The 16,135-nt window shown below is 37.2% G+C and carries 16 protein-coding genes and 2 pseudogenes; 5 read left to right on the top strand and 13 right to left on the bottom strand.

Features of this window, described 5'->3' with window-relative positions; translation table 11 throughout:
- Positions 1-10: 10 nt before the first annotated feature.
- Entirely contained in the window at positions 11-1,432 is a 1,422-nt protein-coding gene (locus MKY80_RS04320; RefSeq protein WP_008173923.1) for a hypothetical protein, read from the bottom strand.
- A 56-nt stretch (positions 1,433-1,488) separates the two neighbouring features.
- Here MKY80_RS04320 and MKY80_RS04315 point away from each other — a divergent pair, with 56 nt between their 5' ends.
- Complete coding sequence (locus MKY80_RS04315; RefSeq protein WP_008173925.1) at positions 1,489-1,878, top strand: hypothetical protein; 390 nt, start codon at positions 1,489-1,491, stop codon at positions 1,876-1,878.
- A 2-nt stretch (positions 1,879-1,880) separates the two neighbouring features.
- On the opposite strand, the gene MKY80_RS04310 is transcribed toward MKY80_RS04315, so the two are convergent.
- Positions 1,881-2,153 carry a YlbG family protein gene (locus MKY80_RS04310; protein WP_008173927.1) on the bottom strand — a complete coding sequence of 91 codons (273 nt, stop codon included), beginning with the start codon at positions 2,151-2,153 and terminating at the stop codon, positions 1,881-1,883.
- 363 nt (positions 2,154-2,516) lie between these two features.
- Between MKY80_RS04310 and MKY80_RS04305 the strand changes: the two genes are divergently transcribed.
- A complete protein-coding gene (locus MKY80_RS04305) occupies positions 2,517-3,428 on the top strand; it encodes a glycerophosphodiester phosphodiesterase (protein ID WP_342532174.1) in 912 nt (303 codons plus the stop codon).
- A 103-nt stretch (positions 3,429-3,531) separates the two neighbouring features.
- On the opposite strand, the pseudogene MKY80_RS04300 reads toward MKY80_RS04305, so the two are convergent.
- The 3 genes and pseudogenes from MKY80_RS04300 to MKY80_RS04290 all read right to left on the bottom strand — a co-directional run.
- Positions 3,532-3,678: pseudogene (locus tag MKY80_RS04300) on the bottom strand (IS3 family transposase); the annotation flags it as partial.
- A gap of 73 nt (positions 3,679-3,751) precedes the next feature.
- Positions 3,752-4,813: pseudogene (locus MKY80_RS04295) on the bottom strand (tartrate dehydrogenase).
- Positions 4,814-4,920: 107 nt separating this feature from the next.
- Positions 4,921-5,367 (bottom strand): YlbF family regulator, encoded by a 447-nt coding sequence (locus MKY80_RS04290; protein WP_043989672.1) that lies wholly within the window; start codon positions 5,365-5,367, stop codon positions 4,921-4,923.
- Between the two features lie 91 nt (positions 5,368-5,458).
- Between MKY80_RS04290 and MKY80_RS04285 the strand changes: the two genes are divergently transcribed.
- Positions 5,459-5,953: a PaaI family thioesterase gene (locus tag MKY80_RS04285; RefSeq protein WP_008173935.1), complete on the top strand. Its 495-nt coding sequence runs from the start codon at positions 5,459-5,461 to the stop codon at positions 5,951-5,953.
- On the opposite strand, the gene MKY80_RS04280 is transcribed toward MKY80_RS04285, so the two are convergent.
- Together MKY80_RS04280 and MKY80_RS04275 are read right to left on the bottom strand one after the other, a co-directional pair.
- A complete protein-coding gene (locus MKY80_RS04280; RefSeq protein ID WP_090001954.1) occupies positions 5,937-7,406 on the bottom strand; it encodes a UDP-N-acetylmuramoyl-L-alanyl-D-glutamate--2,6-diaminopimelate ligase in 1,470 nt (489 codons plus the stop codon). The genes MKY80_RS04285 and MKY80_RS04280 overlap by 17 nt on opposite strands.
- A 149-nt stretch (positions 7,407-7,555) precedes the next feature.
- Positions 7,556-8,695, bottom strand: a complete 1,140-nt coding sequence (locus MKY80_RS04275; RefSeq protein WP_008173938.1) for a CAP domain-containing protein — start codon at positions 8,693-8,695, stop codon at positions 7,556-7,558.
- Positions 8,696-8,841: 146 nt separating this feature from the next.
- Between MKY80_RS04275 and MKY80_RS04270 the strand changes: the two genes are divergently transcribed.
- Both MKY80_RS04270 and ytvI read left to right on the top strand, forming a co-directional pair.
- Entirely contained in the window at positions 8,842-9,243 is a 402-nt protein-coding gene (locus tag MKY80_RS04270; protein ID WP_042737480.1) for a YugN family protein, read from the top strand.
- Positions 9,244-9,394: 151 nt separating this feature from the next.
- Positions 9,395-10,453, top strand: coding sequence for a sporulation integral membrane protein YtvI (ytvI, locus tag MKY80_RS04265; protein ID WP_225316250.1), 1,059 nt, complete (start codon positions 9,395-9,397; stop codon positions 10,451-10,453).
- 15 nt (positions 10,454-10,468) lie between these two features.
- Here ytvI and MKY80_RS04260 read toward each other — a convergent pair whose 3' ends face one another.
- From MKY80_RS04260 to coxB, 6 genes are all read right to left on the bottom strand, one after another.
- Positions 10,469-10,930: a DUF420 domain-containing protein gene (locus tag MKY80_RS04260; RefSeq protein ID WP_008173945.1), complete on the bottom strand. Its 462-nt coding sequence runs from the start codon at positions 10,928-10,930 to the stop codon at positions 10,469-10,471.
- Positions 10,931-10,970: 40 nt separating this feature from the next.
- Positions 10,971-11,894, bottom strand: a complete 924-nt coding sequence (ctaG, locus tag MKY80_RS04255; protein ID WP_008173948.1) for a cytochrome c oxidase assembly factor CtaG — start codon at positions 11,892-11,894, stop codon at positions 10,971-10,973.
- A 182-nt stretch (positions 11,895-12,076) separates the two neighbouring features.
- On the bottom strand, positions 12,077-12,421 hold the full coding sequence (locus tag MKY80_RS04250) for a cytochrome C oxidase subunit IV family protein (RefSeq protein ID WP_008173949.1): 345 nt from the start codon (positions 12,419-12,421) through the stop codon (positions 12,077-12,079).
- Positions 12,421-13,047, bottom strand: a complete 627-nt coding sequence (locus MKY80_RS04245; RefSeq protein ID WP_008173951.1) for a cytochrome c oxidase subunit 3 — start codon at positions 13,045-13,047, stop codon at positions 12,421-12,423. Before MKY80_RS04245 ends, MKY80_RS04250 begins: the two co-directional genes overlap by 1 nt.
- On the bottom strand, positions 13,047-14,930 hold the full coding sequence (ctaD, locus tag MKY80_RS04240) for a cytochrome c oxidase subunit I (RefSeq protein ID WP_008173953.1): 1,884 nt from the start codon (positions 14,928-14,930) through the stop codon (positions 13,047-13,049). Before ctaD ends, MKY80_RS04245 begins: the two co-directional genes overlap by 1 nt.
- 41 nt (positions 14,931-14,971) lie before the next feature.
- Positions 14,972-16,060 carry a cytochrome c oxidase subunit II gene (gene coxB, locus MKY80_RS04235; RefSeq protein WP_008173955.1) on the bottom strand — a complete coding sequence of 363 codons (1,089 nt, stop codon included), beginning with the start codon at positions 16,058-16,060 and terminating at the stop codon, positions 14,972-14,974.
- Positions 16,061-16,135 lie beyond the last annotated feature (75 nt).

The following is a 16,135-nucleotide window of genomic DNA, read 5'->3' as shown; positions in this document are numbered from 1 at the left end:
GCTGCAAAAGTTATTGTTGCTCTTGTGTTAATACTTGAATACGTTCCTCTTTCTTTTGTAATTCAACTAAGAATAAACGCTGTAACCAAGCCTCTTCCACATAATATTGATTAGCAATTTTAATAATTGGCTCTGAAATAGTTGGATATCTTCGCTGATTAAATACATAAAAACCAGGTTCTTTAGGGAATCGGAATGTGCGATGCTCGCTATTTACATAATAGCCGTTCTTCCCTTCTCCAACTGTATACCCAAGATAAGGTAATAACGTATCTGCTGTATATAACGCTTGTCCTTCATATAGAATAACATGAACGTCTTCCTTCAATACATCATTTACATACACATCACGAGAATCCTCAAATAATAATGGGTACGTTCCGTCTTTCTGGGCTGCATTTAACGTAAAGTAAGATGTTTTAGCATCTAACACTTGTGATAAATACTCATCCATTGTTTTTGGTGATAGAGGATCATCTCCAAGTTTTTTCAACTTATCCTGCCAAGCCTGCTGTTGACTATCTGTCATGTAATCATTTAATGTCTTCACAATTTTCTTTGCTTTGTCTCCACCAATTGGATCGTTTACTAAATAGGATGCCATAACTTCAAGCAACCATTCTGGAGAGTCTACAAATGTATATTGCGATTTTATTTGGGACAAAATGACTTCCTGTTCAACAGCTTGTGCTGTAAGTGTTGGTAAAAATAATAATCTTTCATCATGAACTGGGACAGGACTTTTCTCTTGAATAATTGCAATATGTTCATCATTTAAAAACTGTAAATTCTCTAATGATTTTAGGAAATCATTCGGAATAGCCTGTTGTGCATAAATCGATAATACAGGCGTTTGTTCTTGTACTTTGAGTTTTCCTGCTTGCCAATAAAGGTCATGAACAGTGCCGTTGCCTCTAAACATCGTATAGTTAACGAGTGATAGCTGTTGTTGACCTACTAATGGCAAACCTGTAATCCATTGTCCATTAATTTTACTATCTGTAGAAATATGAACAATTGAATAGGACGCTTCACCATTTATTAGTGTAGCAAAAACATCTTGAAGGAGCATCTTATTTTTCAAGCCACCCTCAATCGGGATTATGTATGACACAGATTGTGATTTTGTTTCCCCTTTTGCAAAATAAGAGACCTCATCTGATAAACGATCACAGCTTTTTTCATTCTCAATAAAGCAACTAGGGTTTGTTGCCTTTTCTGGCCATTTAATTTTTACCTTTTGATTGGGTAAATTTTTAAAATGCTGACGAATATCTAAGCTATTTTCACGATAAACAATCTCTATTTCCTGCGAGTAATGAAAATCCCCTATGCCGGTTTCTAAATCAGATGAGTATGCATGATACTGGAAAAATAACGTTCCTGAAATAATAAGTACTAAAATAGAAAAAAAGCTTAATGCAAATTTCATGTGCTTGACCTCCCGCAGCATGATACTATGAGTATTGGAAAGGATGTGCAGTTATTATGCCACAACAATTTATAGAATTAGGAGAAGGCTATGGTGATGTATACGAGCTACTTGAAATTATTAAAACCAATCAGGAACGCTTTCATCAGGCCTTTTTACTAACATCTACAAAAGGAGATAAAAAGGTAATCTCCTTAGCCGTTGCCTTCAAACCAGTTGGCGAAAGTAAATTCATGCCCATATATATTTGTCGCGAAGGCATCCCTTATCATGATGGGGAACCAACTAAGCGACAAAAAATGTTTGAAGCACAAATTGAACAACTAGACCGAAAAGCAGTTGTTGTAGAAATAAAGCACTCATCTATATTTTCGGAATCAAAACTATTTTATCAATACTTAATCGGCATATTAAGACTAAATAACTATATACCTGCATTAGCATAATATTATAGACCTACTTTATAGTCATATTCCTTTGCTTTATCCGGCTTTGCATTTTCATATTCAGTTTTGACAAATGGACGATAAGATTCAACAACGTCTTTCACAAAAGGAAGGCGTTGTAGTTTTATTGTCAACATTTCAATATCCTCACGATTACAATACAGCGCTACGTATTTTTGTCTTCTAGAAATATAAAGAACATGACCATATTTCCGAAGAGACTTCGCATGTTTTAATTGATGGACGTAAACGATTAGCCCTTGTCGTTCGTTCATATTGGATTCCCTCATTTCTTACCTAAAAGAATACCATAGACCAGAAAATGATAGCAACAGAGTTTAGCTGACAGAACACTCGATTTTCCGTTATAATGGAAAAGCATACTACGTTAAACATCGTAGGAATTCGAATCAGTTGTTTTAAATAGCTTACATGATTATTTTTCCACGGAATCAATGTACATTTTGCTGAAGGATGATAATGCCTCATACCTCCATCATAGGAAGTATGAAAGAATCATCAATCACTTAACTAATTACTAGTTTTATAAAGCTCTCGGACGGATGTGGGAGCTAGTCATTACACAATGAATTCACCATTTACTTTAATAGGTAAAAAAATTGTTAAGGAGGACGAATATGGGGAAGAAAACTAAAATAGCAATTGCAATCGCAGCTGCAAGTGCGGCAGCTTGGGCAGGTAGTAAAGCTATTTCTAAACCACAGCAACGTGAAGGTAAACAAGCATTACAATTTGATCGCACAATCATTCTTGCACACCGAGGCGGAGCTCATTTAGCACCTGAACATACTATGATCGCCTTTGACAAAGCAGCGCAGTTAGGCGTTGATGGATTTGAAATAGACGTACGTTTAACAAAAGACGAAGAAATTATTGTTTTTCACGATGATACAGTTGAACGAACAACAGACGGCTATGGCCTTATAGCTGATATGACATTGGCAGAAATCAATGCCTTGAATCACGGCTATCATTTTGAAGATTTGGATGGAGCCTTCCCATACCGTGAGGATAAATTACAAGTTGTAACATTACGAGAGCTACTTGAGGCGTATCCACATATGTTGATCAATATTGATATTAAAGATGCCCCTGAAACTTATGAAGGAAGTCTAATGCCTTCTAAGCTTTGGCGTTTAATTGAAGAACTAGGCGCAGAGGATCGTGTCGTTGTAACAAGCTTTTACGGGGAGCAAATAGATCGCTTTAACTTATATGCTCAAAATCAGGTAGCGCTTGGTGCAGGAGAATCAGATGTGAGAAAAGCATTTGCTTCCTTCTCCAGTCAATTCGGACATTTATATCATCCAAAAGTAGATGTGTTCCAAATTCCTCCTAAATCAGGGGTTATCGCTTTAGATTCTCCAAAGTTTATTCAGTTTTTAAATAATCTTAACATTCCTGTTCATTATTGGACAATCAATGACTTAGACACAATGAAAAAATTAATTAATAACGGCGCAAAAGGAATTATCACAGATCGCCCAGATATAGCCGTAGAGCTATTTCAAACGCAAGAGTCTTATTAAATCAGTCCATGGAAGGGTTAATGCTCTAAATAAGTCCTTCCCACCTACTATAGACAAAAGCCATAGGGATTTGATCTGACCCAAAAAAGTTAGACATATTTAGTTAAGCAACTGCTAAGACCTGAGTTCGGTACTCCACCGGGCTTAGGTCTTTTAATTTCATTCGTTTGTGATTGTAGTAGTGAATATAGTCTTTGAGTTCCTGTTCAAAATGTGCCATGGATTTAAATTCTTGTAGATACAGGAGTTTTAGTGTCTAACTTTTACGGGGCAGTTCATTACTAGTTGGCTTTTGTAATATTCAAACAATACTTGCCCTGTTTTCATTGATAAACAGATTCTAAATATTGTAATACTGCATCAGTTACTTCTCGTAATGTTGCTGTTCCACCTAAATCAGGGGTTTTTATACCTTGCGTTAATGTTGATTCGATAGAGTTCAAAATGTGTGTTCCTGCTTCTTCGTAGCCAAGAAAATCAAGCATCATTTTTCCCGTCCATATTTGCCCTATTGGATTAGCAATCCCTCGCCCTGCTATATCTGGGGCAGAACCATGAACAGGCTCAAACATAGAAGGAAACACGCCTTCTGTATTTATGTTGGCTGCAGGCGCTATTCCAATACTCCCCATAATAGCACCTCCTAAATCTGTTAAAATATCCCCAAATAAATTGGAGGCAACAATGACATCAAAGTTGTCCGGCTTCATGACTAAAAAGGCCGCTAATGCATCAATATGATTGGATGTTCCCTACGTCTTCATACTCTTTCCCTATTTCCGAAAATACTTCATCCCAAAATGGCATACTGTAGGTGATACCATTTGATTTTGTGGCACTTGTCACATGTTGTCGACGGGCTTTAGCAAGCTCAAATGCATACCGCATCGCACGTTCTGTACCCTTTCTAGTAAAAATGGCATTTTGGATTGCAATTTCATCTTGCCCACTATGTATTCTCCCACCACTTTCCGCATACTCCCCTTCAGAATTTTCTCTAACAACAATAAAATCAAACCCATTAGGTTGACGTAAAGGTGAGGGTAAACCTTGTAGTAGCTTTGCAGGTCGTACGTTAATAGATTGCTGTATTTCTCGACGTATTTTTATAAGTAGCCCCATAAGGATATATGGTCTGGCACCAATTCCGGCATGCCCACCGCTCCTAAAAAAATTTGGTCATATTGCTTTAAAATCTCTATCCCATTTTCAGGCATCATACTACCCGTCTCTAAATAATAATCACAGCCCCATGGAAAGGTTGTCCATTCGAATTGAAAACGACCATCCAATAATGCCACTTTATTGAGTACATCTATGGCAGCTGGTACTACCTCTTTTCCTATCCCATCTCCTGGTATGACTGCAATCCGATATGTTTTCATGTATGTTGCCTCCTTTCATAATTGTATAGAAAAAGACTGTAAACAAACTCAGTTTTACCTTTGAGTTGTGTACAGTCTAGTAGAGATGTGTTTGAACACATCTTAATTTACGCTGAGCAAGAGCATGAACCGCCCGAGCCACATCCTCCTCCGCAAGATGAGCCAGATGCAAAGAATGGATTGCTTACAGGGACTTTTACCGCTTCAGAGACTGTTTTCCCTACAAGTAGGCTAATCTCATCAAGCAAGTCCTGAAAATCGTTTTCAGCAATTTTTAAAGCTGAAACCTTTTCATTTAAGTCGAGCGCCCTTTTCTGTTGGCGAATCGACTTCATAATTGTATGGTAGTCCGGATGATATTTTCCGAAACGTTGTACATCTTCGTACTGTTCTTTCATGCGATTAAACGCGTAAATAGCTTCTACAATTTGTGAATCACTATAAACGGCATCATACGCTTGCTGAAGCGCCATCGCTGGTTCTGAGGAAACAATCATCTCACAAAGCGCTTCCGCCTCATCTAAAATGAATACCCAGTCAGAGGTCATCATCATTTTTAATTCCCCCAATCTCTTACCCATCATAACAGATTTTATGGTAATTTTACATTATTGAGATTATTAATGAAAGAGGTTTTTCCAATTGATGACAACACCCAAAGAAAAAATCGATCTATTATTAGGGGCAATTTTACAAGATAGTACGGAGGAAGATGAAGAAGTTCTTTTACATCTTTTAACTGGGCTCCGCGAAAAACAGCAAGGTATTCATCGTCGTTATATTAACGCCGCCTTACATATGGTTGGCAAGTTTGAGCCTGAAGTCAGTGAGGTACGTATTCCAATTACACCAGTTATTCATAACACAATTAAGGTGCCACACGGGGGCATCATTGCGACGATAGCCGATGCGGCAATGGGGGGACTTGCTTCCCGTTCTGTACCAGAAGGATTTAATGTAGTAACTACAAATATGAATGTCACGTATATTGCCACAACAACAAATAAAGAATTAATTGCGCGTGGTCGTTTTGTCCATAAAGGGCGGCAAACACTAGTAATGGAATGTGATATCGAAGATGAGACAGGGCGCAAGCTAGCCATTGCTACAGGATCATTTTTTGTTATTCAGCGTCGGTAAGTAGACCTGTAAAATAGTCCTTAATACACTGTTGATCGGAAAAAGGGAATTTTTGATTTTTAATTTGCTGTGTTTGTTCATGCCCTTTTCCGGCAACAAGGACAATATCCCCTTTTTTCGCCTTCGCTAATGCTTGATGGATTGCAACTTTACGGTCTAAATAGATTTCATAGTATTGTTGCTCTGTAAAACCAGCAATAATACTTTCGTTAATAATGATCGGATCTTCATCTCGAGGATTATCCGTTGTTAAATAGATAACGTCTGCATATTTACTTGCTACAGCGCCCATAGCAAAACGTTTCGCTTTATCCCGATTCCCACCACAACTAAAGACAAGATAAATCGTTTTCGAGCGATCGAATGTTTGTAACACGGCTTGGAGGGCTTCAGCCGTATGGGCATAATCTACATACACATCAATTCCTACTGGGTTATCAATCTTCTCGAGCCTGCCTTCAGGAAGCCTTAGGGACCACATATGTTCAACTATATCATCCATTGGAGTTCCTAAGCGCCATACTGCCATCAATGCTGCAACCGTATTTTGTACATGGTACTTCCCTACAAAAGGAATTTCTATAATATGCTCACTCGCAGATGTTTGTAAGCAGAGCACTGTTTTGCCAACTGTTTCACTGACAATTTGGATATGTAAATCATTGTGATTATCAAAGCCAAATGAGCAGGATTTTTTCTTATCATAAATTCCAACAGAGCGACAAAAGTTATCATCGCCATTTAATACTAGTTTTTTAGATAAATCAGCTAATCTTTTCTTTGCCCGTTTATAGGCTTCTAATCCTCCATGATCTTCTAAATGATCTTCAGATAAGTTTAAAAACACGCCGCAATCAATGTCACAATGATCGAGTCTATGTTGCTGTAACCCCATTGAAGATGCTTCTAACACTACATGTGACACACCTTTGCGTACACATTGTTTTAATATCGGATGCAATTCTTTCGCCTGCAATGTGGTAAGTTCCTCGTAAGAAGTTTGTTGCTTTTCGCCATCAAGATAAAACCCAATTGTTCCTATAACCGCCGCTTTTTTATGTAGAGCGTTTAAAAGCTGACTGACAAAATGACTCACTGTCGTCTTTCCGTTTGTCCCCGTTATGGCAATAACACTTAATGCTTCTGCTGGAAAAGCTGCTAACTTCGCGCTTGCATACGATAGGAATAAGGCTGTATTAGGAACCCATACAAAAGGAATTTCTTTATCAATAATTGGTAAGGAAATACTTTCCTCTGAGACAATTGCTGCTGCTCCACGGGCCAATGCTTCTTTGACAAAACGACTTCCTGAAGTTTTTTTGCCTTTTCGTACAATAAAAATGTCGCCAGGTTGTACAGCCTGTGCATAATCCTCTACGCCTGTAATTTCTGTTCGAATCGATCCTCCCGTTACGCTACATGGCCAGTCTTTCAATAACTCAGCTAATTGCAAGCCTCTTCCCCCTTTCAGTTCTCTATCATATGACGGCCTTTGTAACGGTGTGACGAAAAATGTAGAAGCCACTTAGGGCAACTGGAAGCACAAAAAAAATGAAGACAAGTCCATTCAGCGAATGCTTGTCTTCATGTAAATTTATTATGTTATGGCGATTGATCGGTTTTCTCTTCCTCTACAGGTTCTTCACTTTCAGACTCTTCATTATTTGAATCCTCACTATCCATCTTCAGTGAAGCAGGTTCTATATAAATTTGTGTATAATAATCCACGAAAACGCCTGAACCAACTTGTGAATATTTATCATTTAATAGAACTTTCCGGTGTTCGGTAGAATTTGTCCAGCCATGCATTGCCTCAATCGCATCAAAATAGGCAGTTGCTAGATTTTCATTCGCATCGCTATAGTCAATGCTCTGCGCTTGTAACCTCTTTTTAAGATCTCCATATTTGGGAGATTCATGTGATAAAAAATTTTGCACCTTCATATCTTCGCTATGCATTCTCGCTGTATTTTCCAATGATTCATTCATCTCTACAGGCGGCAACCCATGATGCTCTCGCGTTACATTTAGTAAATCATCGAGCTGTTTGGCATTCGCCCTATCAATTTCCTGCTGTAAAAATGAAGAAGGCGGGGTACGTCTAACAAGCTCTCCTTGATAACTCATTTCATATGGCTGATGAAGGACAAGTGTTTTACTATTGGTATATCGTATCCCCTGTAATTCACTCGTTTCCCGGTCAATATAAAGCTGCGCGTATAGTCCATCAAATTTGATCAGTAATCTTGTTTGCATATCTTCTTCATTCATGGAGAATATGTAAATATTATCACCAACATTAGCGGCTACCTCATAATCAATAATCGTCATGCGGTAAATTTCATCTCGTTTTTGCCCAACTTTAAAAGGAAATGCATTGATATCTTGCCCTGCTATGTAAACTTGCGTGACGACGTTATTTTCAACACCAATCATAAAAAAAGTTGAAACATCTTTATTATAGACCCACCATTCATACCCAAACGAGGAGGGTTCCTTCCTTTCTGGTTCTCCATATTGTTCCAAAACGGTTTGTGTGCCTTTCCCTATTAATGTTGAAATACCCGATTGTGGACGTGTCATTGCTCCTATATCGGGCTGTTTTAGCTCTGTTTGAGGGATTATATTAGAATTGGTATTTGGGCCTTCTAGTGGTTCATTTTCCTTAGGGGTATTAAAAAACATAAAGCCGATTAATGCAATTGCACCACAAATCATTAATATGCGGAATAACGCTTTCATATAGGACTCCTTTCATCACCATTATTGTAAGTTATTATATCAATTGTAATTGGGTTGACACAATGTTGTCATTGCAACAATGTCGAATATGCTCTATTATAAAAATGAGCGTATACTTTGTACGAGAACCTAAAGGAGGATTATACATGTATTTTGAAAATACTAACCTTGAAAATTTAACCGCTGATCAAGAGCTAATTGTCAGCATTATGAAAAAACATGGTTTAGAATGTGATGGCGGTTGGGATTATGAACGTATGACATTCGATAAACGTTTCGATACTCGTGAAGGTCGTTATTACCTACGCGTTTTCGCATATGCCATTTCTGGTGATGTTGGTGCTCATGATGCCATCCTTACATTAATGAAACCAGCACTTGGTAAGTACTATTATCCACATGGTGTTGAATATGGAGAAGATGAAGTTTTCCCAGCACATATTGTGAAAAAATGTGAAGAAATCTTAAAAAAGGTTAAATTAGAATTAGATCAATTCTCAATCGAGCCTACAAATAAAAATAACTTTGAACCTGTTAACGCACGCTAATCTTTATTAATTGAAAAGTGATAGCAAGTATAGCATTAAATAGCTTCATAGTTACGAAAAGACTGGTAGTCCAGTCTTTTTTATTTTGAGTAAAAATTAGATTTCTTCTCATACTACCTATATCTAGAACAAAATGTAGGTGAGAAAATTGTTGTCATTTTTTAATCGTCCTTTTTTTCGTCATCCCATTATCGTTATCGCGATTGGGATTTTTCTCCTCTGGTTTATTTCAATATCATTGCCGATCTTACTTGCCTACTTAACTGCCTTACTTTTAGAACCTATTATAGTTCGGATGAGCAAACGTTTTCGAAAAAAGCGTAAAATAGTGGTTTCCATCTTTTTTTTATTCTTCCTAAGTATCTCTTTATTATTATGTACGCTTATTATTTATGTAAGCTGGAAACAATTTTCATCATTTATTATTGATATTCCAGATTATTTGAATCAACTTTCTGCACTATGGATTCAAATGCAATCTAAACTAAGTAACCACACCTATCATTTACCTGTAGAACTAGTTTCACAAATTCAATCCATGATTGCAAGAGCTTTAGCTTCCACTGAAAAATTTGCACATTCCTTAACAAACATCGATGTCTGGTCTGCCTTATTAACGTATATCCCTACACGATTATTTGATATTTTTGTCTATTGGATTGTCTTGTATATGTTGCTTTTGGAATTGCCGACCATCAATCAAAAAATATTAATGCCCGTCCCTTTCCACTACCATCAGAAAATTGTGTTTATTGGTGAACGAGTTAAATTAGCCTTATTTGGATTTTTGAAAGCACAATTGCTTGTCGGATTAGGTATTTTTGCTTTAGCTATCGCAGCCTTTTATTTTCTCAAAACGCCATTTCCTCTATTATTAGCATTGTTGCTTGTCGTCTTAGACTTTATTCCTTTTCTTGACTCATTTATTTTATTAGTCCCATGGGCAATCTATCAAGTTTTTGCTGGGGATTATATTTACGCCGCTGTGTTAATTGTATTAACAGTAGGTCAATTTTTAGTTCGTCGTATGATTGAGCCAAAAATAATAGGTGATAAAATTGGACTTTCTTCTCTTTCAACCTTTATTGCGATGTTTATCGGATTTAAAATTTTTGGATTTTCAGGTATTTTAATTGGACCATTACTTTTTGTAGTCGTTCTCTCATTAATTCAGCCAACGACAAAAAATCTCCCACCTACTGAAAAATAAGGTGGGAGATTTTTGTTATATGCCTAAAATGGCTTTAATAACCGATGTTGTTTCGCCCGGTTCAAATAAAATATACAATAATAAATAAACAAGGACACCTGTTATAGCGACGAAGAACCAAATAATACTTGTAATCGGTCCAATACGACGGTGTAATTTTAAATTCGTTTTAAGACCCGAAACTATACTAACTATCCCAAATACGGCCCCAGAAGTTGCCAAAATAATATGGAAAATCAAGAAGAACGTATAATAAGGTTTTAAATGTTCTCCACCACCAAAGGCAGTATTTCCAATAAACACTGTACGGGAAGCATAAATAATAAAGAAGATCAGTGCAGCAACACCTGCAGCAAGCATTACTTTTTTATGCCCTTCTACATTTCTTTTTATAATTAAGCCCCATCCTATTGCTACTAGTACAGCACTAATAACGATAAACGATGTACTAATAGTAGGCAAAATTTGTAATTCCATTATCAAAACCCCTTATACAAAGTAAATTTCTATTTTATAATTAATGTTGCTGTTGACTCTCCCATTTTTTTTGATGGGCAGCTAATGCATCAGCAGTAATTTTATCTGGATCTTTTTGTTCAGCACGATACCATTTTGTAAAGATCGCACCTAATAATATACCAAAAATCAGCTCTTGAATAATTTTCATAAGCACGCCGCCTAACTGCTGATCAGCAACCGGTTTCATATCCGTAAATAGCTCAGGTCCTGATAATGATAGTCCCGACAACGTAGAGGCCGGAACACAAAGCTCCATTGCCTTTAACCAAGCATCACCATTCGTATACGTTTCATACATAGCATTAGGTGCAAAAATGATTAATCCACAGGCGGGAGTTATTAAAACGGCATTGGCAATAATATAGCCTAATTTATGCAAGGGCTTCATTTGATCTTTACCTGGCATATTTTGAATTAAAGGCCAGTACATGAAAACAGCTGATAGAAATAAGACAAATGTATAGGTACCATGTAGTGTTTCATTTAATTTAATATAATCTAATACATCCGGTAAGTGATAGAAGGAAAATAGACCAATAAACACAAACACTGCAACTACTGGTAATGTTAGTACTTTAAATATAGTTCTAACAACTGGTGCTTCAATCGCAACCTTCCAAACCCACCAAGGTATTCCTTTAATTAAGAAAATCGGTACAAGCAATAATAAAATAGCCATCTGAACCATATGCATCGTAAACATAATATGAGCCATTAAATCAACTGGAGACCCTTTAATAATATAAATGGTAATCATTGCTAATACAAAATAAATCGCTTGTCCCTTTTTTAAAGGTTCGCTTTCTTTAAAATCCTGACGCCACTTTACTGTGACTAAAAAATAGACGATTGTTATAAAAACAAGAACCCCTATCAAATATGGGCTCCATAACGCTTGGAAACCAAATATACTAAGTGGCATATAGAACGCACTCCTTTAAACTTCAGTACTCCTATTATAAAACGCTTACAGCTATACTGCAATGAACGAAAGGTGAACAAATGTTAAGTTTGCCAGTGTTTGCTTCTTTTTGCAACCCTCACTAAAAATTAAAATACAAAAAGCACGTTCGTACAAAGTGACGAACGTGCTTTTTTTGGTGATTACCACCAAATAATTGTTAAGAATGCTAAGAAGAATGTAAATGCAATTAAGATTCCCATCCACATGAAGAATCCAATAACTCCACCGTAGTGTGTTTTTTTGTCTTCTAAGTGCATGAAAGAATACAGTTGAAGTACAACTTGAACACCCGCTAATAATAAAACGAATGGCATAATTAAGTATTTAGAAAAATCAGCTGCAACTACTGCGAATGCGATAAAAGTAAAGAAAATCATAATTGCAAAGTTGAGTACTTGTTTACGCATATGAACGGCATTATGATGACGATCATACTCATATTGTGCCTGTGATTTAGCAACTATAGGTGTATCGTGTGAAGACATTATCCGATCACTCCCATCAAGTAAACTACTGTAAAGATGAATACCCAAACAACGTCGATAAAGTGCCAATATAAAGCAGCTACGAAGAATTTAGGTGCATTGTACAAGTTTAAACCACGTTTAGCATTACGAATCATTAAAGTTGCGATCCATACAAGTCCTAAAGTTACGTGGAAACCATGTGTACCAACTAAAGAATAGAATGCAGTTGCAAATGCAGATTGGTTAAATGTAAAACCAAGATGCACATAGTGTTGGAACTCATAAATTTCAAGAGCTAAGAAACCAAGACCTAAAGCTAAAGTAATGGCTAACCATGTTTGCATCCCTTTAAAGTTAAAGTTACGCATATGGTAAATTGCATAAACAGATGTTAGTGAAGATGTTAAAAGTAACATCGTCATAGCAAATGCTAATGGTAATTCAAATAACCCTTGAGTTGTGAACTCCATGCCAGCTGGCCCTTTGTTCTTAAGCGCTAAGTAAGTAGCGAATAAACTTGCGAAAAGTACAACTTCACAGGCAAGGAAAATCCAGAAACCAACGACTTTGTTTTTACCTTCCAGCGTTGCTTGTTCAGGATGATCTGGCCAAGTATGAGGAGTAAATTTAGTATTGAAATCCATTATTTATTTCCCCCTTTGCCATAAAGTTGTTCTTCAATTTCAATAATTTCTTCTTTGTGTAAATGGAAGCCGTGATCATCTTTAACAGAACGGACAATCATTGCACCAAATGTAATTGCAAGACCAGCAATTAAAATATAGATTGACCAAGGTTTATCAGCATCAGGATTATAAAGCGCACCGAATGCTGCAATAAACATACCTAATGAAATAACGAATGGTATCGCTGAGTTATTTGGCATATGAATATCGCCTAGTGGCTCAGCAAATGTAACTTCTTTGTTGCCTTCTTGTTTCTCAATCCACCATGGATCTAAACCACGAACAAGAGGTGTTTGACGGAAGTTGTAGAATGGAATTGGTTGTGGAATTGACCATTCTAATGTACGTCCATCGCCCCATGGATCGCGACCTGCTGGTTTGCCTTTGATAGACATTAAGCAGTTGATTACCATTAAGATAACCCCTACACCCATCATTAATGCACCGATTGTAGAGATATAGTTGAATTGATCCCAACCTTGACCTTCCATGTAAGTGAATACACGACGTGGCATACCCATTAAACCAAGGAAGTGTTGAACGAAGAACGTTAAATGGAATCCGATAAAGAATACCCAGAAAGTAATTTTACCAAGCGTTTCGTTTAACATACGGTTGAAGAAAATTGGCCAGTAGAAATGTGCTGAACCAAATAATGCAGTAACGATACCACCAACGATTACATAGTGGAAGTGAGCTACGATAAAGTAAGAATCATGTAATTGGTAGTCAAGAGGTGCAGATGCTTGCATAACCCCTGTAACACCACCCGCAACGAATGACGGGATGAAACCAAGTGCATAAAGCATTGGCGTTGTAACTTTAATTGATCCGCCCCAAATTGTTAGGATCCAGTTAAATACCTTCATACCTGTTGGAACGGCAATTGCCATTGTTGCTACAGCGAAGATAGCGTTTGCTGTTGGCCCAAGACCAACTGTAAACATGTGGTGGGCCCAAACCATGAACCCTAAGAAACCGATTAAAATTGTTGCGAATACCATTGAAGAGTATCCGAATAAACGTTTACGAGAGAACGCAGGGATAATCTCAGAGAATAATCCGAACGCAGGTAATACTAAGATATAAACTTCTGGGTGTCCGAAGATCCAGAATAAGTGTTCCCAAATAACTGTGTTACCACCCATTGTATGGTCAAAGAAGTTACCACCGAACATACGGTCAAATAACATCATTAATAAACCAATTGTTAATGGAGGGAATGCGAATAAAATTAATGCACTTGATACAAGAGCTGTCCATGTGAATAATGGCATACGCATGAATGTCATACCAGGAGCACGCATCGTGATAATCGTAACGATGAAGTTAAGACCCGAAATTAAAGTACCTGCCCCTGAAATTTGTAAACCAAGAACATAGAAGTCAATACCATGTCCTGGAGAATATAAAGATAATGATGCATAAGAAGTCCAGCCCGCATCAGGAGCGCCACCCATAAAGAATGACAGGTGAAGGAATACTGCACCTAGGAAGAATAACCAGAACCCTAATGAGTTAAGGAACGGGAATGCAACGTCACGTGCACCAATTTGTAATGGTACAAGCATGTTCATAAATGCGAATAGTAATGGAGTAGCAGCTAGGAATAACATTGTTGTTCCGTGCATTGTTAATAATTCATTGAAAAAACCAGCTGACACGAAATCGTTATTTGGTTTCATTAACTGAATACGCATTAATAACGCTTCAAAACCAGCGATAGCGAAGAACAATGTACCGGCTAATAAATACATGACTGCTAACTTTTTATGGTCAACAGTAGTAATGTAATCCCAGACAGTTGCTCCAAAGCCCTTTTTCTGTGTGTATGAGCTCACAACTTTTACCTCCCTCAAAAATTTGTTACATAGAACGGAAATTATTTTTCAACTGATAAGCCCATGATATAAGTTGCAAGAGCTTCAATTTCTTCGTCAGATAAATCGCCGTATATAGGTGCAGTACCTTCAGCATTCATCATTAAGTTACCTGGTTTAAATTCCTCAGGGTTTTTAATCCAAGCTTGTAAGTTTTCTTCATTGTGTTCTAGGAAACCAGCAACACGGTTACGGTCACCAAACGTAGTTAAGTTTGGACCTGGTGTACCGCCTGCTCCTGAACCAGAGATAGCATGACAGCCCAAGCAGCTGTTAGCAAAAGTTGCTTCGCCAAGATCTGTTGAAGCTTTGTCCGCAGTTTGTCCTTCTGTTGCTTTCATCGCATCAACCCAAGCGTCAAATGCATCTGGGCTTAAAGCTTTTACTTTAAAGTCCATTAAAGCATGTGAAGGTCCACATAACTCAGCACATTTACCATAAAATACGCCATCTTTTAGATCTTTCGATTCTTTATCAAATACTAAGTAGAATTTGTTTAAGTTTTCTACGTTTGTATCCATTTTACCGCCTACAGCAGGAATCCAGAATGAGTGCTTAACATCGGCAGCTTTTAAATTAAAGTAAACCTTTTCACCTGTTGGTACTACTAGCTCTTGAGCCGTTATAATACCTTGGTTAGGATATTCGAACTCCCACCAGTACAATTTAGCTGTTACATTGATTGTTAGGGCAGTTTTATTCCCCTCTTCATCTACATCATCCATTGCAGCAACATCTGCAAATTTATAAGTAGTTGTAACAACTGGTACAGCAATAATTAATAATAAAATAATTGGTATAACTGTCCAAATCACTTCTAACGTATGACTACCCTCTACTTGCTTAGGGATAACGTTTTCACCAACGCGTGAACGACGGTATTTCAGGAATGCAATTAAATAAATAACGGATACTATTACCACTACTAGCGTCATAATTACAGTAGTTAACAGTAATAAATTTAATTGTTGTTTACCTACTTCTCCAGATGGTTTTAGTGTAGAAAGATAATCTTCACCACAACCTGAAAGGAAAACCATCATCACTGCTAGAAGTGAAAAAAGACGCCATTTTTTAAGCCCTTTCATCATAGCTTAATTAAACCCCTCTTTCTTTGTTGTATTTTCATGTGTACATAGGACATTAGTTCTGTCTATATGAATTCT

Source organism: Lysinibacillus sp. FSL R5-0849 (genome assembly GCF_038595075.1).
In the GTDB taxonomy this organism is placed as follows: Bacteria; Bacillota; Bacilli; order Bacillales_A; family Planococcaceae; genus Lysinibacillus; species Lysinibacillus fusiformis.
This window is presented reverse-complemented; position numbering and strand designations above follow the sequence as displayed.